Origin of the sequence: Daejeonella lutea, assembly GCF_900168015.1 — a bacterium.
In the GTDB taxonomy this organism is placed as follows: domain Bacteria; phylum Bacteroidota; class Bacteroidia; order Sphingobacteriales; family Sphingobacteriaceae; genus Daejeonella; species Daejeonella lutea.
This window is the reverse complement of record NZ_FUYR01000001.1, coordinates 636,574-656,657: the sequence shown is the minus strand read 5'-3', so window position 1 is coordinate 656,657 and position 20,084 is coordinate 636,574. Positions and strand designations below refer to the sequence as shown.

General features: G+C 42.1%; 15 protein-coding genes. 1 reads left to right on the top strand and 14 read right to left on the bottom strand.

Annotated elements, in window-relative coordinates; all coding sequences use genetic code 11:
- Positions 1–52 precede the first annotated feature (52 nt).
- The 11 genes from B5X60_RS02845 to B5X60_RS02795 all read right to left on the bottom strand — a co-directional run bounded on the left by B5X60_RS02845 (position 53) and on the right by B5X60_RS02795 (position 13,850).
- Positions 53–4,192 (bottom strand): FtsW/RodA/SpoVE family cell cycle protein, encoded by a 4,140-nt coding sequence (locus tag B5X60_RS02845; protein ID WP_245803455.1) that lies wholly within the window; start codon positions 4,190–4,192, stop codon positions 53–55.
- Positions 4,193–4,202: 10 nt separating this feature from the next.
- On the bottom strand, positions 4,203–5,636 hold the full coding sequence (locus tag B5X60_RS02840; RefSeq protein WP_079701142.1) for a protein phosphatase 2C domain-containing protein: 1,434 nt from the start codon (positions 5,634–5,636) through the stop codon (positions 4,203–4,205).
- A 95-nt stretch (positions 5,637–5,731) separates the two neighbouring features.
- Entirely contained in the window at positions 5,732–6,679 is a 948-nt protein-coding gene (locus B5X60_RS02835; RefSeq protein WP_079701141.1) for a hypothetical protein, read from the bottom strand.
- Positions 6,680–6,826: 147 nt separating this feature from the next.
- Entirely contained in the window at positions 6,827–7,459 is a 633-nt protein-coding gene (locus B5X60_RS02830) for an HAD family hydrolase (RefSeq protein WP_079701140.1), read from the bottom strand.
- Between the two features lie 138 nt (positions 7,460–7,597).
- Positions 7,598–8,032, bottom strand: a complete 435-nt coding sequence (locus B5X60_RS02825; protein ID WP_079701139.1) for a nuclear transport factor 2 family protein — start codon at positions 8,030–8,032, stop codon at positions 7,598–7,600.
- 11 nt (positions 8,033–8,043) lie between these two features.
- Positions 8,044–9,186 carry a bile acid:sodium symporter family protein gene (locus tag B5X60_RS02820; RefSeq protein WP_079701138.1) on the bottom strand — a complete coding sequence of 381 codons (1,143 nt, stop codon included), beginning with the start codon at positions 9,184–9,186 and terminating at the stop codon, positions 8,044–8,046.
- Between the two features lie 37 nt (positions 9,187–9,223).
- Positions 9,224–10,150 carry an RraA family protein gene (locus B5X60_RS02815; protein ID WP_079701137.1) on the bottom strand — a complete coding sequence of 309 codons (927 nt, stop codon included), beginning with the start codon at positions 10,148–10,150 and terminating at the stop codon, positions 9,224–9,226.
- Positions 10,151–10,311: 161 nt separating this feature from the next.
- Entirely contained in the window at positions 10,312–11,766 is a 1,455-nt protein-coding gene (locus tag B5X60_RS02810; RefSeq protein ID WP_139377345.1) for a PQQ-dependent sugar dehydrogenase, read from the bottom strand.
- 7 nt (positions 11,767–11,773) lie between these two features.
- On the bottom strand, positions 11,774–12,241 hold the full coding sequence (locus B5X60_RS02805) for a c-type cytochrome (protein ID WP_079701135.1): 468 nt from the start codon (positions 12,239–12,241) through the stop codon (positions 11,774–11,776).
- A gap of 172 nt (positions 12,242–12,413) precedes the next feature.
- On the bottom strand, positions 12,414–12,881 hold the full coding sequence (locus B5X60_RS02800) for a RidA family protein (protein ID WP_079701134.1): 468 nt from the start codon (positions 12,879–12,881) through the stop codon (positions 12,414–12,416).
- Between the two features lie 30 nt (positions 12,882–12,911).
- Positions 12,912–13,850 (bottom strand): SMP-30/gluconolactonase/LRE family protein, encoded by a 939-nt coding sequence (locus B5X60_RS02795; protein ID WP_245803454.1) that lies wholly within the window; start codon positions 13,848–13,850, stop codon positions 12,912–12,914.
- A 313-nt stretch (positions 13,851–14,163) separates the two neighbouring features.
- Between B5X60_RS02795 and B5X60_RS02790 the strand changes: the two genes are divergently transcribed.
- On the top strand, positions 14,164–14,538 hold the full coding sequence (locus tag B5X60_RS02790) for a four helix bundle protein (protein WP_079701133.1): 375 nt from the start codon (positions 14,164–14,166) through the stop codon (positions 14,536–14,538).
- Positions 14,539–14,621: 83 nt separating this feature from the next.
- Here B5X60_RS02790 and B5X60_RS02785 read toward each other — a convergent pair whose 3' ends face one another.
- The 3 genes from B5X60_RS02785 to B5X60_RS02775 all read right to left on the bottom strand — a co-directional run bounded on the left by B5X60_RS02785 (position 14,622) and on the right by B5X60_RS02775 (position 20,017).
- Positions 14,622–15,233, bottom strand: coding sequence for a c-type cytochrome (locus B5X60_RS02785; RefSeq protein WP_079701132.1), 612 nt, complete (start codon positions 15,231–15,233; stop codon positions 14,622–14,624).
- Positions 15,234–15,365: 132 nt separating this feature from the next.
- On the bottom strand, positions 15,366–16,961 hold the full coding sequence (locus tag B5X60_RS02780) for a SusD/RagB family nutrient-binding outer membrane lipoprotein (protein WP_079701131.1): 1,596 nt from the start codon (positions 16,959–16,961) through the stop codon (positions 15,366–15,368).
- A gap of 23 nt (positions 16,962–16,984) precedes the next feature.
- Positions 16,985–20,017 carry a SusC/RagA family TonB-linked outer membrane protein gene (locus tag B5X60_RS02775; protein ID WP_079701130.1) on the bottom strand — a complete coding sequence of 1,011 codons (3,033 nt, stop codon included), beginning with the start codon at positions 20,015–20,017 and terminating at the stop codon, positions 16,985–16,987.
- Positions 20,018–20,084: the final 67 nt, after the last annotated feature.

The following is a 20,084-nucleotide window of genomic DNA, read 5'->3' as shown; positions in this document are numbered from 1 at the left end:
TTTTACTTCAAAAAATAGTCCAATCTTATGATTTTTTGTCACCATCATGTACTTATTGCGTTACCGTATCCTGCAAATCTACTCCAGGTTCCGGTAATGTATTTACAGGATTCTGTATTACGGACACAGGAGTTTGAACAGGAACGACCAAACTTCTTATATATTTCGCCTTGAGTAATTGCGGAATTACATGCTGAGCAGCTGCTTTAACAGCATCACTTGAGCCCTTTGTTGATTCAACCCGGACACATACCACAATATTACCACTTCCTGAGGCTTTTGGCGCAAAGAATACATACCACCCGTCATTGATCCGCTCACCTTTCCAAATACGCTCAGGAGTTCCGGTCTTACCTCCTACTGCAATGCCCAGAGTCGCAGTTTTTGTTTCACTTTGTCTGATCATATACTGCTTCAATAAAGCTGCATACTGCGGATTTGTAAGTTGCACGCTTGATTTTACTGGCATATCACTTTCGCTGATCTTCAAAACATATCGATGATCAGTAAGATTTCCATGGTTTGAAACTGCTGAAGCAAGGCGTGCTACGGCAGCCGGAGTTGCTATCAATTCACCCTGACCCCACGACATTCCGGAGATACCCTTCGCACGCGTTCTCCTGATATTTGCAGGGTTATATCTCGGTCTTGTATCAAACTCAGTCTTACGCCAGAGTTCACGCCACTTATTCTCCTGTACCGAATTATTACCATCTTTGGAGAAATAATATCCTCCAACCCCTCTTAAAAACATCCCTGTTTTAAGATAGAGGTCAGCCATATTCTCCTGCAATTTCTCCTCATTTGCGAGCTTTATGAAATATACGTTATTAGACTTAACAATAGCTCGTTCGAGACTTATAAGGCCGGTTTCATCAGGCTCAAGACCCTTGGTACGAATCCGTTCAAACGCACTAACCTGGTACTTTTTGTCAGCTGCGCTAATTCCCAGTTTGTTAAATGATGCCATGGCCGTTAGTACCTTCGCCGTTGAACCAGGTTGTGTTGCATAGGTAAAACCAAGATCTGAAGTTGTCACCCAATTCGCCAACTTGTTCTGTTCAGCTTGGGTCATTGTCATCATATCCCAATCCTTAACGACAGGAAGCGGGTATACAGCAGACGTCAGCACGTCGCCCGTTGAATCCTCCATGATAACAACAGAAACCCTGTTATCCTTTAGTGAATCGTCTTTGGCAATTGAGGCCTGAATATTAGCCTGCAGCGCGGCATCCAGAGTCAAGGTAACATCTCGATTTCTTTGTTTGAATTCCTCAACTTCCTTACTATTTATACCAGCCAGTAAGAGCGGAGCGAGCTCACTATAATCCTTTTTACTTACAGTCATTTCACGTACTCCCCGGGCCAGGAATCTATCTTCCTGGAATCTGGTAGCAATAGCATTAAACTTTGTGATCGGAGTATGGAATCCCCGGAGTTCTGCCGCATGCTCGTACTCGGCGAAATAGCCATTCGTGCTCCCGTTGAAAATTCCAGTGTTTGCATCACCCGTCCAGAAGAACATCTGCTCCTCATATGGATAGTAACGATCAAGCCTCTTGTGCACTGCTGAATCCAGATCGTACCCAGCAGCTCCGGATGCAGACAATAAGCGCCTCTGCCCTTTGATCAGTTCAGGTTTACTTGTTGCCAGAATCCGGCCATTGCGATCAAATAAAGACCCCGCCTGTAGTTTATTCATAAGGATCGTGATCCTCGGATTATAGCTGAACATCCGGGCTCCGCTGCGGTCGGCTACAAGGGCTGGCTGTACAACCCATTTATTATTATTAATTAAATATGATCCCACATTTACGGTCAGCAAAACCACCCCAATAAATGCCGCTGCAAGTGCAGGAACCAGGTTACGGTCTTGCTGCCTGCTGATAAAGTTCATCTGAACTTCAGTTCCGCGTACACGCGAAGCCGACAATAAAAATCCAGCGGCAATGATATTTGCGAGTAGCGATGAACCACCGTAACTGACTAAAGGTAGCGACACCCCGGATAAAGGCAATGCGCCTGTCGATCCACCCGCGATTAACAGGAACTGAACAAAAGTACTGATACCAATTCCTGCACATAAGTAAAACAAGAATGGGGTGCCGGTTTGCCGGCCGATTAAAATCGATCGATGAAGATAAATGAGAAACAAAATAAAAATACAGGCAATCCCAGCCAAGCCGAATTCTTCTCCAATAGCTGGTAAAATCATGTCGGTATGAGCTTCCGGAATATTTTTTGCAAAGCCCTCCCCAATTCCCTGGCCACTTATACCTCCACCAGACATCGCCCAAATCCCATTGGCAACATGGTCTCCACCATAAACTTCATTGTTCCAGGCATCCTGCCAGATAGACTTACGCTCAACTAATCGCTGTACGGGCCCTGGAAATAATTTATCCAATTGCGGAATCTGGTCAATAAGTAAGAATCCTGAAATCACAACCAATGCCATTATTGATGATTCGCTCATCTGCTTCCGCTTGAATATCATGGCAAGGGTTAGCAAAACGACTGTAATCAAGGTAGCCAGTAAGACGCTGTTCAATAACCAGATCGAAAGCACATAAAGCACAATAGAGGCGATCATAAACATAAAATCGCCGCGTGAAAAGGAGAACAGGATAATGAACGTAAAACAGATCACCATTGATGGGCCTAAGTCACCCAGTATCAGAAAAAGAAAAATAGAAATAAGGATAGCTGCTAACGCAAATGAGAAAAATGACCAGCGTTTTCTGTAGGAACGATATTCAGAGATGAATTTCTCGTTAGTAGCAAAAAAACCTGCCAGGAAAAACATAATGCCAAACTTGACTATTTCGCTAGGCTGTATCCCGAACAAATTAACCTTAACCCCACTTCCTTCCGGACCGGTACCAAACACAATCGTCAAACTTAAAAGACCAATGGCCAAAGCCGCCCATGGCCACCCATTTGCTGCAAGCCTGTTGCGCCTGAAAACGAACATTCGATAAAATCCCGAGTCAGGGTTTAGCTTTTTAACGTTAATAAATAGTATTATACAAAGCCCTGCAAGACCGGCAATCAAATAAAATAAGGTATCCTTTGCGAAAAATCGATCGCGCAGTGGGTCCTGAAGGCTCAGCAAAGTCAACAATGAGAGCCCGCCGAAGAACATAAGTACAGGTAATATGATTTGATCAGCTTCAGGAAACTTCACAGATAATAGCAGGTGCACAATAAGAAATGAACCCAGAAACCCTCCTATAATTATCCAGAACCAATTCACAAACTCTTCCGGGGTTCTCACAATTAGCGTCTTTTCCTTTTTCAGAATGTTAAAATCTCTGGTAGAAAGTAGTCTTATGGTATGGATATTTTGTGTAAAGCTCAGCGTAACATCCTTTTCTAATTCCTGAACGCCCCTTGACGTTCCAAATTGAAAGCCTGGTTGCAGCGGTAGCACCTGGTAAGCTTTACCATTCGGCAAGCCAGCGAACTGAAATTTTCCCTGTGCGTCAGTACGCGCATAAGCCGTTAGCGATTCTAACTGTCGCCCTTTGGTACTGTCTGCAACTAATGTTTTCGTGTATCCCGTCCCTGTTTCCGTAAAACGTCGCTCTACTTCCATTACTTCGTCACTGTAGACGCTATCTTGTGGTAGAATCATTATTAACCGCACTAGGACCCCCGGAACGGGTGCTTTTTCCGGATTAATTATTTCTCCCTTTATATTATGGTCTCCCGACTTGATTTCGACAGTTGAAGGCAGTGCAGGCGGATTCGATTTCTCCTGGCTATATCGTAATGAATCATCACCGGTGAAACCCAATAAGGCACGAGAGCCTTTAACTCTCATCTTAAATACGGTTCCTCCGGCAGCGTACGCTTCCTCAGCATTTACAAAGAACTTCCTCTTATTAAGCTCACCTATGTTATCAATCTCTGTATTGTTCCTGAGATTACCTTTTTCAACTGTCGATCTTATGAGTTCGATATCTTTCTTATCATCAAAGTAGTAACCTTTGATCATCAAGTTATTAATGCGTTCAGCTGTCTTACCGGCATTCAAATTGACCATGCTTCCATCAGAAAGCCGTTTCGGCACTTCCTCGAAATCACGTTGAAGAACCTGATAAAGTGAGAAAAATAAAATTGCGAATACGACCGTTAAAAGGCCTAAAAAAAGGCGTTCAAACCTTCTGCCGCTTATTTGAGAATTCATTCTGGCCATATCAACGTTTAATTGGAACTACCAGTGAATCTTTTCTTATGAAAATTTCTGCCAGAGTGCCATTCATAAAGCTATCTGAGGGAGCATTAAATGAGAATTGTACAGGCACACGAACATTAATAAATTTTACACCTTCCAGTCGAACATTTTTACTCTGACTGGCTATGCCGATATCAAATCCATCAAAGGTTAGACCGTTCAATACAATATTTCGTCCACTTGCGGGGATTAGAAATGCAGGTCCCTTAAATGACGAGTCAGGCCTTAAGACTATTTTCCCGCGTGATAGAACATACAGAGTATCGGTATCAAAATTTACTGATTTTGAAATAGTGATAGGTTCACGATATACCGAATCATTGAGCACAAGTGTATCGCCGTTTAAAGTTCCAAATTGCTGCGACAAACTGGTTTCACCCGAAACGATAGCAGAATCCGCAACCAGAACCTGTTCCTGGGCAGCTTGTGGTTGGCCACGCATCCAAAGGAGATAGATTGTGCTGGCCAATAAACCAATCGATAAAATCGAAAGTAGCATGACCGCGGTTGAATTCGACTTCTTCCTGGTCGGCTCTGGTGTTAGAACAACCGGATCCGCAACTATCTTTTCAGGACCGGGTTTTTCATTCGACACCACTTTTTTTTTTGCCACCGCAGAAGGTTTCACTGCCTCCTGCTTTTGGAGAGGATTGTCGTTTCTTACCAAAACCGCAGTAATATTATCCTTCCCTCCCTTTGCATTCGCTGCGTCAATCAATTGATGAGCCATGTCTTCCAGGCTGGAATCACTAGTCAGTATATCGGTGATATCCTTTTTATTCACCATGTCAGTTAGCCCGTCGCTGCAAAGCAATATCATATCGCCAGGAAGAAAAGGTGAACTGCCGGTTTCAAAATAATCATGATCGTTTTCCAGCCCCGTATTGAAACCCAAAGCTTTATTGATCTCATTTCGCTTTGGATGCGTCATTGCTGCCTCTTCCGTTAACCGGCCACTATCTTCAAGAAATCCGACGAATGACTGGTCTTTAGTGAGTTTTACTAATGAACCATCTCTTAAAAGATACAACCGTGTATCCCCTACATGGATATAATGAAACTGATTATTTTTAATATCAACAACAGCCAATGTTAAGACGCAGGCCATGCTGTCATGCTCCTTGACCTCAATTTTTTCCTTATAGATCTTCTCATTGGCATTCACCAAAGCCTGGATCATCATTGTGGTCAGGTCACCACCCGGGTTTTCGAAATATTCAATAATACTTTCCCTGGCCAAGGCCGCAGCTATTTCGCCACCAGAATAACCACCCACTCCATCAATAGCAGAAGCAAGAATATACTCACCTCCCCTGGAGGACTGGACAATGAAGGTATCTTCATTATTCCCGCGAACCTTACCGGTGTCCGTAAGTCCGAAAAAATTATCAACCATTCTTTTTATACGTGTTTTTTATATCGATAAAATGCGCAAGCAATAGAAAAATGCAAACAGCCAGGAGTACGAAAGACAAAAGGTTCGACATATTGCTATGCTTTAAAAATGTTTACACCAATTATTCCGTTGAGGATCATCTTGGAGTTTAAAGGTAACTCAGTCCAAACCGGTGCGTTTACATCGCTTTTTTGAATCTCTTTCTCATTAACCATTGTTTTCTCACCATAGGAAGCCAGATAAAACTTTGAATCAGATTTATTGTACTTTATTGTAAGATGCGGCGTATCAACCCATTCGGAAGGAATTTTGAATATATTGCTGCTATCCCTTGTTTCATCAGAACCGGATACTACAATTTCATCATCGGTCATAAAATACTCCACCTTATGTCCGGCGAATGCCTTGTCTGGAAGGATAGTTTCGAATCGGGCAAGAGATTTGCTTTCAACTGTGCTTACCTGGCTCTCTCCTGGAGTAAGATCATTCACGTAAGGTACTTCATAATAGCCTTCACTATAAAAAGTAAATCCCTTCAGATTTTCCTGATTGATATCAAATGTTTGGGCTAGTCCGGTTTGTCGGGGAATAAATGTTACTCTTAAACTTTCGTCTTTCTGAGTTGTTCCGGGCAATAGCTTTCCAATAAATCCTTTATCTCCTTTTTCGTAATCCGGGTGTGAAACAAATCTGAACACCCATTTATTACTGGAAGGTTCAACTACTCTTAACTCAGTTCTTGACTGAGTCAGGATCTCATAAAATTTCTTGACAGTTTCCTGAACGATCAAACCAAAGATTCCACGTTTTTCTTCCATGAACTCTTTGTAATCTTCAGGATTAAAGCAAATTATATATTCATGATAAAACACAACTCGGTCAGCAAATGACAATACCGAAATTGATTCTTTGAATTTTTCAATTATATACTTATAAACCTCGTTAGGGGTAAGTGCTTTGGGTGCCTTGGATTTCACACCAGTATCACTTAGAAACCAGTCTTGAATTCCAATACGCTTCCAGAAATTAGTTTCGGGCTTCATGTAAAGTGTTTTTTATCGTTCGCTTTTAATAAAGGGTGAATGTCCTTACAACCCCAAAAACTAAAAGATGTTTTAAACACTTACACAAGAATTATACCCTCTTTGAAACTCAGGAAATTAATTTATTAACAGATCTGGAATATAGCCTTACAAAGCCATGAAATATTTTGTCAGGGAAGTAAAATCATCAAACTTGAAGTCATAATCCTGGCTGTCCCCAAACCCGTAAGTTACGAGTGCAAAAGGAATTTTTGCGACACGGCTATCGCGGCTGTCACCATGGGTGTCGCCAATATAAACCGGATTCACAAGGCTGTGTTTATCCATTAGCAGTCTGATGTTATGGCTCTTAGGCATCGAGTTCACGCCATGTGCCATTTCATCAACAAAATAACTTTGCAAGCCCGCCCATTTCATAAATTCTACTATTAAGCCTTTCGGACAATTGCTGACAATGAATAACTTATATTTTGATGCCAGTTCAATAATGCCTTCACGAACACCATTGTAAATTATCCCGCCGTGTTCAGGTATAATTTTCGCACGGCATTGGTTTATCGTCTCGTATATTCTTTCCTGCTCTTCAACCGACTTATCAGGGAACATATAAGGCAGAACTTTTCCCCGCTCCCAACCCATTACATGATCCAGATCAGCCCTGGTAAATGTCCTGTCAATGTTCTCGAGCTTTGCTCCTTCATTCCAGGACATCACATAGGAGTCGACAGCGTCCCATAATGTGCCGTCCATATCAAATATTAAGCTGTCTGGTTTTATCATAATGCGTGATCAAACTGCCACCATTCGGTCGCCTTAACCTTAGCGCTCAAGAAATAATGGTGTATTAAATTTTATTAAAATATATTCACAAAAAAAGTGCGCAAATCCTGCGCACTTTCATATTACTAACCTTTGAATTTAGGTTCCTGGAATTTTAAATGCCTGTCGTGCTACAAGTTTCCACTTACCGCTTTCCTTTCTCCAAACGAGAAGGTTGCCGATATTCAGATCTACCGGTGTGCCGGCGTTAGTAGCTTTAGCTACAAACGTGTGGCGAACAATTGCATTCTTGCCGGAAACAGTTATTTTCTGATTTGAGGTTGATACACTGAGGAAGTCAAATGTCCCGTGCAGTAGATCTTCTACAAATTCAGCTTTATTCTGCACTTTACCGCCTGAATGTCCATAGGATAGAGCATCGGAAGCAATACCCTCCAACAATGCTTTATCAGGATTTAATATGCCTTTGTTTAATGTTTCTACGGCGGCGGCTACTGCAAGTTCATGCTTAGTCTGGGCGTTGACCAAAGTAGCGGCAGACAATAATATGAGTAGACTTAAAATCTTTTTCATCTCTATAAATTTTAATGCTTGGAAGATAATGAAGCTGCTTCTTTTTTAAAGCTTTCATCAAACTCCTTAGGTGAGTTCTTATGCCAGTATGATGCTAAAATAGAACCCGTAACATTCATTAAAGGTCCAAATATCGCAGGAGCTAAACCAACGGTTGCCATTTTACCCATTTGATTTGCAATTCCTGATGCAAGTCCGCCATTTTGCATTCCAACCTCAATAGCCATTGTACGGCAATCGCGCTCATTCATTTTGAACAGGCGTCCAGACCAGTAACCAAATAGGTAACCACATAAATTGTGTATAAGCACGACCAGTAATAATGCAGGTCCGATCGTTAATAAACTATTTCTGCCCGCAGCCGTGATAATAACAATAATAAATGCAATACCAACCATGGAAACCACCGGCATGGCGTCATCCAGCCATTTAGCTTTACCGCTAGCGAAATGATTAAATGCAAGACCGGCTCCAATTGGAATGATTACCATTTTGCAGATATCCCACATCATATGCCACACATCGATTTCCACAAAAGCTCCGGCTAATAATTTCATCAGTACTGGCGTTACTAGTGGTGCCAGCATAGTCGAAACCGCTGTAATGGTAATCGAAAGTGCAAGATTAGCCTTCGCCAGGAATGAAATTACATTTGATGCCATTCCGTTTGGTGAACAGCCAATAAGGATGATACCCGCTGCAATTTCTGGTGTGAAATCAAACGCATTCATTCCAAGATTCGCTAGTCCAAATCCCATTAGAGGCATAATAATAAAATGGGCAACCACACCAATAAAAACACCTCTTGGGGTTTTGATTACTCCAGCGAAATCTTTCACGCTCATTGATGTTCCCATCCCAAACATAATGATCATAATCAATGGCGAAATAAGTGTACTGAACTTAAAGCCATTAAACTCTACGAAATATTGGGGGAAATAAAGTGCTGTTGTTACTGCTGCAAAAATTGTAACGGTGTAGGCAAAGCCTTTGAGATTTTCATAGCCCCTGAAGCCAATTGCTAATAATACGAAAAAGGCAATGTAAAGCGGGCCCGCACTTTCAATGTTCCCGCTGAAGCTCAGGAAGAGAGCAACCAGGAGCGACAAGACAGACAGTCCTAAAGCGATTTTGGAAAAAGGTGATGGTTTCAAAGTGATATAGTTTAAGGTTTAAGTGATATGTTTAGTGTTACCAGGTTCTTTTGCTCATCATTACATCCAATTGCGCTCTCGTCATTTTCCCTTCTTCAGGATGCTGATCTAACCACTTCAGGAAATCAACTTTAATTGGATCCGTCCATTGGCTGTCTATTTGCCCGGTGGTGTAGCGTCCGGCTTTGATGACTTCAAATCCAAATTTATCCTTTAAGGTGACAAATTCAGCAGTTGCTACAACTTGTTCGGCAAGATGTGCAGGCACGAAGAGAACCCCTATTCGTCCGCCAATAACAAGATCGCCCGGAAGTACCATAACCTTTCCTATCCGTATTGGAGTATTGAGTCCCATCAACAGCATATCCTCCAGGAAAGATGGGTGAAAGTCACGCACAAATGCATTGAAACCCTGGATTTCAGCAAGTCCCTGTACATCCCTGGCAGCACCATCAAACACAACACCGTTTCCGGATTTTGTGAAGATTGACGTGCCAAGAGTACTTCCCATTAGAGTTCCGCCGGCAATTTTTCCGAAGCCATCAGCCACGTAAATATCACCTTTAGTCAGGACATCAATTGGCCAGGCATTCGTATTACCAATCCGTCCTTGTTTTGTACCTCGTTCTTTTATATTTTTCTCAATATCAGGCCTGGTAGGCATGAACATCGCCGTCATCGCCCGACCAGTGACAGGAAGATCGTTAACAGTTTTCCATCCTAGTTCAAACTGATTGGTATAACCTAAATTCTTCAAAACAGTCCATGCATCATCGATTCCGATTTTCTTTGCTCTTGCAAGCAAATCATCCGCAATTTTCGGCCTGCCATCAGGGAACCGATCACCTTTCCATTCGGACGTAAGATAAGTTAACTCATCTTTTGACATCGTCTGAGCTGAAGCATAACCCCCGTAAAGAAGGCAAACTGTAAGCGAAAGCAGCAGGGCATTTTTTATTTTCATAGACTTTTAGTTTTTGTCTCCGAGCCATCAATGGCTTTTTAACATTTAAATAAACAAATTTTAATTGACAATTGGAGTTGTACGTCGTACGTTATACGTTTTACGTTACTAAACGCTGTGCTATAGAACCAGACGTATAACGTATAAAGTACAACGTTCAACTACTTCTTCTTCGACTTCCCGGGCAGCGTTAGCTTCCAAATACTTCCCTGAACATTTCCATATTCGATAATGTAAAGCTCGTTACCTATCAACACAGCGTCAGTTGGATTATTGAACAATTCTGCAACTCGGGTTGTCTTTACAAAATAATTATCAGTTAAAGGATTGTAGGTCATTTTGAGGTGCAACAGGTCTCGGCCCTGATCTGTAAATGGCTTCATCATACTCGAACGGGCACCTAGAGAGTTTCTAAGAACAAAACCAGTACCCTTCAAATCGCCAGCTAAGGCATTTTGACGGTCGAATACCAGGCCCAGCGGTGAGCTATGAGGCGTAAACGTGCTTGTCGTTACACCTGTGTTATCTCCATCCAAAACCTTTCCTGAGTGCCCGCGATATTCGTTAGCATCGGGTCCCAGATTTTGGACTCCTGCTGTGAACTTTACACCTTCAGGGATTTTAGGAAATTCGGGGTCATTACGGAAATATTTCACTGCCCAGGCATGCGCACTCCGTGGTATAAACGGATCTGTATCAGGATTTGGCTGCCAATCAGGGTACTGCTGCGGGTTTTCAATACCGCTCATCACCCAGGGAAACCCGTAGTGGTGTCCCTGTCTGATCCAGAACATATCTTCATTATGATCGTAATCTGAGGAGTTTACAACAGCAAATAGATTATTGGAAGAATCAAATGCGATATCATACGCATTACGTATCCCCTCCGCGTAAATAAATCCGTCAGCTTTAAGTTTAGCGAGATCATTTTGCAGCTCCAGATCTTTAGCATCGGCCGGAATCCGAAAGATCTTCGCTGTTAAAGCATTATCGCGTGCATTCGGATATGCACCTCTATTATCCTGAACCTCACCATGGTCTGTCCTCGCTCCAGTATTGGCATAAATATATTTACCATCAGGGCTAACTTCAAGGGCATTCCATCCATGATCAAAAGTGGTAGCATTCGTGCCGTACTCGACAGTATTGAAAACAACAGTCATCTCCGGTTTATTGGATGACGTAATGTTGAACCTAACCATTCTTCCCTTATTTCCTTTGCCGTTATTAACACTTATATTGCCGCATAGGTAAAGATTGTTGCCTGAAAAAATTGCACCCTGCAGGCGGGTGATACCATGGTCAGCGGCCGATAGGATCTGTTCCGATACCGGAGCGCCACCCGAAGTGTTCACTTTGAATACACCCCCATCAAAATTAGTGTAATAAAATGTCCCGGTTCCTGGCTGGACAAGTAAGCGGACTGCCTTTGGCCCTATAGCCATATACCGTTCAACTTTTATGTCACTTCTAAGGGCAACCGGTGTAGTTTCTACCGGAACCGGACGTGGTGGCCTTTGTGTGGCTGGAGGGGTCGTAGTTTGTTGAGCTATTACAACAACAGGTACGAGCGCATATAGAGCAATTGGTAAAAAGCTAAATCGTAAAGAGCGCATGATGGGTTTATTTCTGTTTTCCAAATTCCTTTAGGTATGCAATAAGCTGCCACCTTTGTTCTTCTTTTAAAATTTCTTTAAATGGTGGCATATTTCCTTTTCCATTCGTCAATTTCCAAAAAATAGTCCCATCCTTCTGTTTTGAAAATTTCGGGTCATGAAAATTTGCCGGCTTCACACCCATTGCACCACCTGCCGCGCCATCACCGTAGCCTGTCTCACCATGACATGCAAAGCAATACAAGTTATAAATTTCTTCTCCCTTAGCGATGACTTCTGGAGAGCTGCCAATCGGGTTCTTAATTGTGTCGGCCCATGCCGGAGCCACGAACGGCTCCTGCACTACCGTGTCAGCTGAAATTGCTGAATTATTAAGGTCTGAAACAACCTTTGAAGTATAGTTAGTTGATGATGATAATATGAAAGCACCCGCACAACATAATACTAACACACTGTAAAATCTTATCTTCTTCATTATTGTTGAATGTCATAGATGGGCTCTGCCGGATAGCATTTTCAAACCCATTATTTTAAAATTAATGTCCCAGAAGGACAGAATTAAAAATTGGACGAAAGGCTACAACCATATTTCTAAACCCAATATAGTTGTAACCTTAAAAGTGTTAACTGAGCTTAACGCACTTATCTTAGATATATGCGATCGCATCCATTTCCACCAGAGAATCGCCGGGAACACCTCCTTTAGCAACTGCAATAGTAGAACGAACAGGCGGTTTATCGCCAAAACGACCCATATATACTTCATTCATGCCTTTATAGTCAGCAATATCGTTTAGGTATACAGTCACCTTCAAAACTTTCTGCATCGACGATCCAGCCTTGATAAGCTCTTTCTCAAGTTCTTTTAACACAATCTCGGTATGTGATTTAATATCAAATGGGTCAGTATGCGCACCTTTACCAGCGATGTAAACCAAGCCATTATGTATTACGTGATTGGAAAACAATTTCTTACCCTGATATTCCACTATATTGCCAGCTACTTTTTCAGGGGTAGAATTAAGGACCTTTGCATTAGCTACGGCTCCAAGACCTGTTACACCTACTGCAGAGGCAAATAATTTCTTTAATACCGATCTTCTTTCTGTTTTCATTTTAATATTCTATTAGATTGATTTATGTTATTATTTCTTCTTTTGCATATTCCATTCGCGGCCGGGTTTGTCCACACGGAAGCTCTCAAGGTTACCATTATCCTGTAGTGTTACATACATCGTGCGACCGTCCGGACCACCAAAAGCGACATTACTCGGAAGCTTGCCAATGAGTTTAATTTCCTGCAAAACCTTACCTGCAGGGGAAAGCTTGACGACTGTACCTTTGCCATGTCGTGAAATATAAAGGTTACCGTCTACGTCACAACGCATACCATCCATGCCGAAATCAGGAAATTCATGAAATAGCCGCTTATTACTGATTGCTCCATCTGCCGAAAGATCATAAACCCAAACTTTACGTTGAACAGATTCATTCACATATAAGCGTTTATCATCGGGGCTGACTTCAATACCATTTGCGGTCCCCATAGTATCAAGCAATTTAAACTTCCCGTTTGTATCTATGCTCCAAATTCGCCCTGCACTCGCTTTCCAATTTGGGTCACTGGCATATAAACGATCCTTGCTGTCAATAGCAATATCATTGGGTTGACTCATCTTGGCATTGTGAGCAAAAACACTTACCTCCTTTGTAAGCATATTTACCTTAAGGATATTATGCTTTGTATAATCGGCAATGAACATCTCCCCTTTGCTGTTAAACCGTATACCGTTTCCAATACTACCCGCAGGTAATGCTACAAAAAGGCTTGCCTCACCGCCTTGGGTCACCTGCCCAACAGTTCCCTGTTTGCCAAAATTGACTGCATAAACAGTACCCGATGCATTAACAGCAGGGCCTTCAACCCCGCTCGGGAAACTTTTCAATGGAGTAAATGCCGATGACCTAAACAAGTCCTTGTCAGTATTTTGTGCCTGACAGGCGAAGAATCCGGTTGATAAACAAAGCGATAGAAGAGCAGTTTTGATTGAAGTCCTCGGGGGTACTATGTGTATAGCTTTCAAAATGCCAATAGAATTAATAGACGTTAAACATGGGCTTTAACGCCCCAGCTAAAATTTAATTATATGCAATATATAACTCTTTGGCGGGGTCAGCAATTACATAGTAATTATGTTACAGTTTTGTCGCGGGTAGTGATCGGTAATCAGTAATCAGTAATCTGCCTGACTGCCGGCAGGTAATCGGTCTGTCCACGGAGGTAATAAGTGTATAGGTGGAGAATGGTTTCAAAAGTGGCAAAAGACGCCGTGCGTTGATAGTATTGATGGAACGGTAAAATTTAGGTCCGTTAGCAGGCTGTTCGTAGATTTAGAAATGGAATATGTTCAGAGCTACAAGGACCTGCATGTTTATAGGCTTGCTAGAGTCTTATCTAAAAAGGTATTCGAGATCACTCATTCGTTTCCGAAAGAAGAACGGTATTCATTGACAGATCAAATGCGTAGATCATCAAGATCCGTGGGTGCTCAAATAGCCGAATCATGGGCTAAGCGAAAGTATCCCCGGCATTTTGTAAGCAAGCTCACTGATGCAGACGGAGAGCAGTTAGAAACTCAGCACTGGCTCGAAGTATCTGTCGACTGCCTTTATATATCGCGCGAAATGGGTGATGACCTAATATCACAATATAATGAAATTGGCAAAATGCTTAACTCAATGATCAACAAATCAGAATCCTTCTGTAATTAAAAAAAAGCATTTCCAAAACGATATGCCTCTCCGATCCCTACCGATGACTGATTACTGATTACTGATCACTGATTACTCTTCCGCTACTTAAGCGAAAGTATATACCTCACCATCGCCTTTGCATCGTCGTCAGACAAGGCAGGGTGTGGTGACATTGGAACAGGTCCCCAAACACCGCTACCACCCTTTTTAACTTTTTCTACCAGTTGATTTACAGTTGCAGCATTATTGGGATATTTAGCAGCCACATCCTTGTAGGCAGGACCTAAAACCTTCACATCAACTTTATGACAAGCAACACAGTCAGATTTGGAAATAAGTGCTTCCCCTTTTTTGATATCTCCACCATCATCCGCCGCGGCTGGTTTCGCTGTAGCAGCTGGCTTAGCTGGAGTTGTTGATGTTGTTGCCGGCGTTACTGCAGCAGTACCAGCGACAGGAACTGTTCCTGTAACAGGAGTCGCAGATAAAACTGTATCGGCAGCCGGAACTGTTGTAGTTGCGCCAGGTGCAGCAGCAGCTGCAGGTGTATTGTTGGTTGCAGGGGCAAAACCGTCATAACTTCTATAAGCGCTTCCTTTAGCACTCGGGTCAGTAGTAGTTGATGCTATTCCGCGTTCATTTGTAGAAGTTCCACAGGCGATGATGAATGTACAGGCAGTAATGGCGAGTATCTGGCTTAACTTTTTTGGCATGACGTAGTGTATATTGATTATTATAATGCAATTCTATAAAAAAAAACAAGAAATACACTATCAGGTTTGCTATAACATAAAAAAAGCCCCCCGATATTTCGGGGGGCTTTCAAAATTAGACGAGTTTTGTACTTATTTAGCCCAATACAATTTTACTGTTTCGTCATCTTTACCTCCAAGGAAGGCAGAAACCGCAGCATTATATTGTGCCTGACTTGCAGCAGCCTGAACAGCCGGAACAGTCACACGGTTAATAAATGTTCCAAGCGGAAGAAGCGGATTAGCTGGCGCCATGATATGGTACAGCTTAGGGTAACCAGTTCTTCTGAACTCAGACCATGCTTCTGCTCCTTCTGGGAACAAAGCGATCCATTTTTGTGTGATGATCTTTTCCAATTTTTGTTCGTTAGTCGCAGCATCATTCCATTTAACAGTTACGTCAGACAATCTAGGGCTGTCGTATTGGTTATTTGGTCTTTTTGGATCTACATAAGCTAATTGCATTGAAGTACTGTTAAGGTAATTACCTTCAGGCGCACCATTCAATTTTAATGAAGCTCTAATTCCCGCTTCGTAGAACGACTGCACAGTTCCAGTACCCATGTTCCATCCTTTCAATACACCTTCAGCTCTCAAGAAATAACTTTCTGAACCGTCCACTTGTTTCATTGGAGTGTTTGATGCTACGTTATATTTAGAGTAGTTTTCATAGATAACTTTCGTAGGACGATCTACTCCAGGACGAATTCCCCTGTAAGTACCTGCTACCGCTGGATCAGTTGCCTGAAGAGCGTATACAGGAAGTCTTGGGTCACCAAAGCCTTCAAGGTATGTAACTACAGCTGCAGAGATACGGGTATCAGACCATGCGTTAGTCATGGTAAAGTGACCGTTAACACCATCTGCTGATAATACTGACCAATGACCAGTGTTTTCATCAAGTAATCCACCGTTAGCAGCAAGCACTGCTTTCTCACCTTCAGTTTTAGCCATACCTGCATCAGCAGTTCCAGAAAGGCGCATGGCCAGACGTAAACGTAGCGTGTTTGCAAGCTTTGTCCATTTTACGTAGTCACCGGCAAATGTCGACGGATCCCATTTTTTGAAACGGATATTATCAGCATTCGGATCTGCTTTTTCCGCAGCAAGTAATGAAGCTACAGCAATATCCAGATCTTTAAACATCTGCGTATATGCTTCCTTCGGTGAATTCCATTTAGGCTCAGCAGTCAAACCATATTCTACATATGGATAAACTCCATAAGTATCAATGATCCGGTGTCCGCCGGCAACTTTAAGGATAAGTGCAATTGCATAAAGATCGGGATACTTGGTATCGAATCCGTTCTTTTTCATTTGCAGCCAGTTGTTCATGATACCATTCGTTGGAATAGTCCATGCACCAGTCCAGGAAATACCCTTGGTTGCATAGGTTGTTGTATTTACGTTACCCAGGAAGTTACTTGGAGCCTCCAGGTAATTTGCGTAAGACTCAGCCAGCAAGTTTTGCTGCGTTTGATTACTTGTACCTGGATGGTTAACCGCCCTGATCATAGCCGGAAGAAGGAAACCTCCCTCATTCGCATCCATTTTTAAATCATCCGGAGCGATGTTTTTCAGGTTACTTTCATTGATGCCTTCCATCTTGTCCGTACAAGAAGATGCTACTGAAAGTAATAATCCTAAACTGAGTAGTTTAAAACCGTTGTTAATTAATGTTCTTTTCATTTTTTTCTCGTTTCTAATTTTTATTATAGTCCTGCTCTTAAGGTTAATCCTATAGATCTTGCAGAAGGCATTTGGAATGATTCAAAACCTTGACCACCATCACCAGTACCGTTAGCCAATTCAGGATCGAACGGTGCTTCTCTATGGAAGAAGAATAAGTTTCTTCCAACTAAAGTTAAGCTCATGTTTCTAACTGCATTAGTAAACTTAGGCAATGTGAATCCAAGAGCAAGCTCTCTTAAACGGATGTTAGTTGTGTCAAAAAGGTAAGCGTCAGCTAAAGCTCCACCATCTGCTTTTGCAGAAATGAAAGAATAATAAAGTTCAGGACTAACTCTTTTTGGACCACCAATATCCATAAGGCCATCAGATGAGTTACGTGCATCACCTGAACGTTGTGATAAACCTTTGTAGTCTAACCACTGCTCAGTAGATGAAGAAGTAAGTCCGCCGAAACGACCATCAACAAGGAATGATAAAGTGAATCTCTTGTAAGCGAACTGGTTGTTCATGTTTAACAAGAAATCTGGGTTAGCATTTCCTACGAATTGGTTATCGACAGGGGAAATGATCGGCAATCCTGTAGTCGCATTGTAGGTAATATTTCCAGCAGCATCTCTCACGTAAGTTTTACCATACATGTCCATGAATGCCGGGGTACGACCTGCCGCAAGCGCGCCTCCCGGACGAGCAAGCCATGAGTGAACTAACCTGTTACCACCAGCAAGAACGAAACGGTCAGCTGACAATAATGGGCTAAGAGATTTAATCTCATTTACGTTTTTCGAGAAGTTAAAGCTAGGAGTCCAGCTTACAGCACCGAATTTACCATTGTAACTTAAACCAGCTTCAATTCCTTTGTTCAATACAGAACCACCGTTGATGAAGAAGTTCGTTGCACCAGCACCTGACGGAGCAGTGATTGAAATTACCTGATCATCAGTTAATGCGTTATAGTAAGTAACACTTAAGTTGAATTTGTCTTTTAACAAACGAACTTCTGCACCAATCTCCCATGATTTAGTACGCTCAGGAGTTAAGGTTGCTGTATCAGTACCGCTAAAGAACGGCAAGCTTCCTCTACCATTGATGTTTTCGTTGTTTGCAAGACTGTAGTATGGATTTCTATTGTTAGCACCTCTTGGTAGAGAGTTACCTACTTCAGCATAAGAACCGCGGATCTTTGCAAAAGAAAGAATATCATTAGATCCGATTGTTTCAGTAAGGATGTAACCTAAACCAACTGAAGGGTAGAAGAATGGCTTATCTACTGTGTAGCTCCACTCATTTCTTCCAGTTACGTCTAAGAATAACGTTTCTTTCCATCCAATTGAAGCAGTTCCAAGCACAGCTTGCTCCAAATATTTGGTCAATGCTTCAGAAGAGTTGAATTGTCCGGTAGTACCATTTAATCCCTGTACAGAAAATGCATTTGGATAAGCAAGTGTATTCGCTGAACCATTGTTAGACAAACTAACACTTTGAGCTCTTCCCTGAGAGTTGATGAAACCTGCAGAAGCATTTAATGTAATGTTCTGACCGAAGTTTTTGTTGGCATTCAATAATAACTCAGTGTAAAAGTCGCTGCTTCCACTAAAACCTCTGGCATAAGCACCATTAGCACCGTAGTTGATTGGCTCTGCACCAGCATAAACGCGGGTTTCAGTATTTCCATCACGCAATGTATAAGTCTCCCTTGCAGAGAAATTCAACCAGTTAGTGATATTCCATTTTGCACCGACATTCATAACCGTACGGTTACCCAAGTTTTCGTTTTGACGGAAGTTTACTAACCAATATGGATTTTGGTTTGAACTGTGCTCATTTTTAATATAAGGCCAGTTTTGATCCCATAAACCACGGGTTGCATTCCAAACCGTACCATTATTCGCACTGTATTTAGCCATGTTATCACTAACAGGAAATAAATATAATCCAAACATCGGGCTATCAGTCCAACCGTTACCGTTAACATTTTGGGTATTGTTGTTGATATAATTAATACCGCCATTCAGAGCTACCTTGTCTTTGAAAAGACTGGTGTTTCCTCTGAGGGTTACGTTGTGGCGAGTATAATCGTATCCTGGTATCAAAGCTTTGTTCTGAGTGTTAGCGTATGAGAAATAAATTCTCTGAGTTGCATTACCACTACTTACGGACAAACTGTTGATATAGTTTTCTCCGGTCCTAAAAAAATCTTTAACGTGATCTTCGCTTCCGTTAGAAATTCTAGGTCCCCAGCTATCGTTAATAGGAGTAGAAACAACAGCGCCGTTTAGACCAGCACCAAAGTCAGTCTGGATATCAGGCAATAACAATGGTTTGTCATACATTGCAGTACTTGCGAAATCCACGTTAACAGATCCCAATTTACCTTTTTTGGTAGTGATCATAATAACACCATTCGCTGCCTGGCTACCATAAAGCGCAGAAGCTGAAGGACCTTGAAGGACCTGTAAGCTTTCTACATCTTCCTGGTTAAAATCAGAGAATCCCATAGGAATACCATCAACAACATACAGCGGCTGATTTCCCTGAGAAATTGATTTGTTACCACGAATGATTACACGCGGAGAAGAACCCGGACCACCATTACCCTGAGTGACGAACACACCCGCAGCTTTACCTGCTAATGAGTTAAGGACGTTTGCTCCCTTAACAGCGTTTAGCTCCTCTGCAGAGATGTTTGTGGTGTTGTAAGTCAAGCTCTTTTGAGATCTTTCGATACCCAAAGCTGTAACTACAACTCCTTCCAGCTGCTGTGAGTCGTTAGCCATTCTGATGTTCAGAGTGGTACGGCCTTGCACAGGAACGGTTTGTGTTACGAAGCCAATAGAGGTAAATACAAGAGTTCCTGTTCCTGGAACTGACAATGTAAAATTACCATTAGCGTCAGTACTTACACCCTGAGCGGATCCGCTAACCTTCACGCTTACGCCTGGAAGGGGCAGATTGTCAGAGTCAGTAACCTTACCGGTTACGCTGATATTTTGCGCAAACACGTAGGTCTGGCAAAGTAACAGTAACACGACTAGTTTGTAAATTTTTTTCATCATAAAACTTTTTTTGTGTTAGGTATAAATAATTAATTGTTTCGCCTCATTTTCACGTAATACCCATATC

Excerpts from the sequence above, each read along its gene's own strand:
- B5X60_RS02845 (WP_245803455.1), bottom strand. The coding sequence starts at position 4,192 with ATGAATTCTCAAATAAGCGGCAGAAGGTTTGAACGCCTTTTTTTAGGC.
- B5X60_RS02840 (WP_079701142.1), bottom strand. The coding sequence starts at position 5,636 with ATGGTTGATAATTTTTTCGGACTTACGGACACCGGTAAGGTTCGCGGG.
- B5X60_RS02835 (WP_079701141.1), bottom strand. The coding sequence starts at position 6,679 with ATGAAGCCCGAAACTAATTTCTGGAAGCGTATTGGAATTCAAGACTGG.
- B5X60_RS02830 (WP_079701140.1), bottom strand. The coding sequence starts at position 7,459 with ATGATAAAACCAGACAGCTTAATATTTGATATGGACGGCACATTATGG.
- B5X60_RS02825 (WP_079701139.1), bottom strand. The coding sequence starts at position 8,032 with ATGAAAAAGATTTTAAGTCTACTCATATTATTGTCTGCCGCTACTTTG.
- B5X60_RS02815 (WP_079701137.1), bottom strand. The coding sequence starts at position 10,150 with ATGAAAATAAAAAATGCCCTGCTGCTTTCGCTTACAGTTTGCCTTCTT.
- B5X60_RS02810 (WP_139377345.1), bottom strand. The coding sequence starts at position 11,766 with ATGCGCTCTTTACGATTTAGCTTTTTACCAATTGCTCTATATGCGCTC.
- B5X60_RS02805 (WP_079701135.1), bottom strand. The coding sequence starts at position 12,241 with ATGAAGAAGATAAGATTTTACAGTGTGTTAGTATTATGTTGTGCGGGT.
- B5X60_RS02800 (WP_079701134.1), bottom strand. The coding sequence starts at position 12,881 with ATGAAAACAGAAAGAAGATCGGTATTAAAGAAATTATTTGCCTCTGCA.
- B5X60_RS02790 (WP_079701133.1), top strand. The coding sequence starts at position 14,164 with ATGGAATATGTTCAGAGCTACAAGGACCTGCATGTTTATAGGCTTGCT.
- B5X60_RS02785 (WP_079701132.1), bottom strand. The coding sequence starts at position 15,233 with ATGCCAAAAAAGTTAAGCCAGATACTCGCCATTACTGCCTGTACATTC.
- B5X60_RS02780 (WP_079701131.1), bottom strand. The coding sequence starts at position 16,961 with ATGAAAAGAACATTAATTAACAACGGTTTTAAACTACTCAGTTTAGGA.
- B5X60_RS02775 (WP_079701130.1), bottom strand. The coding sequence starts at position 20,017 with ATGATGAAAAAAATTTACAAACTAGTCGTGTTACTGTTACTTTGCCAG.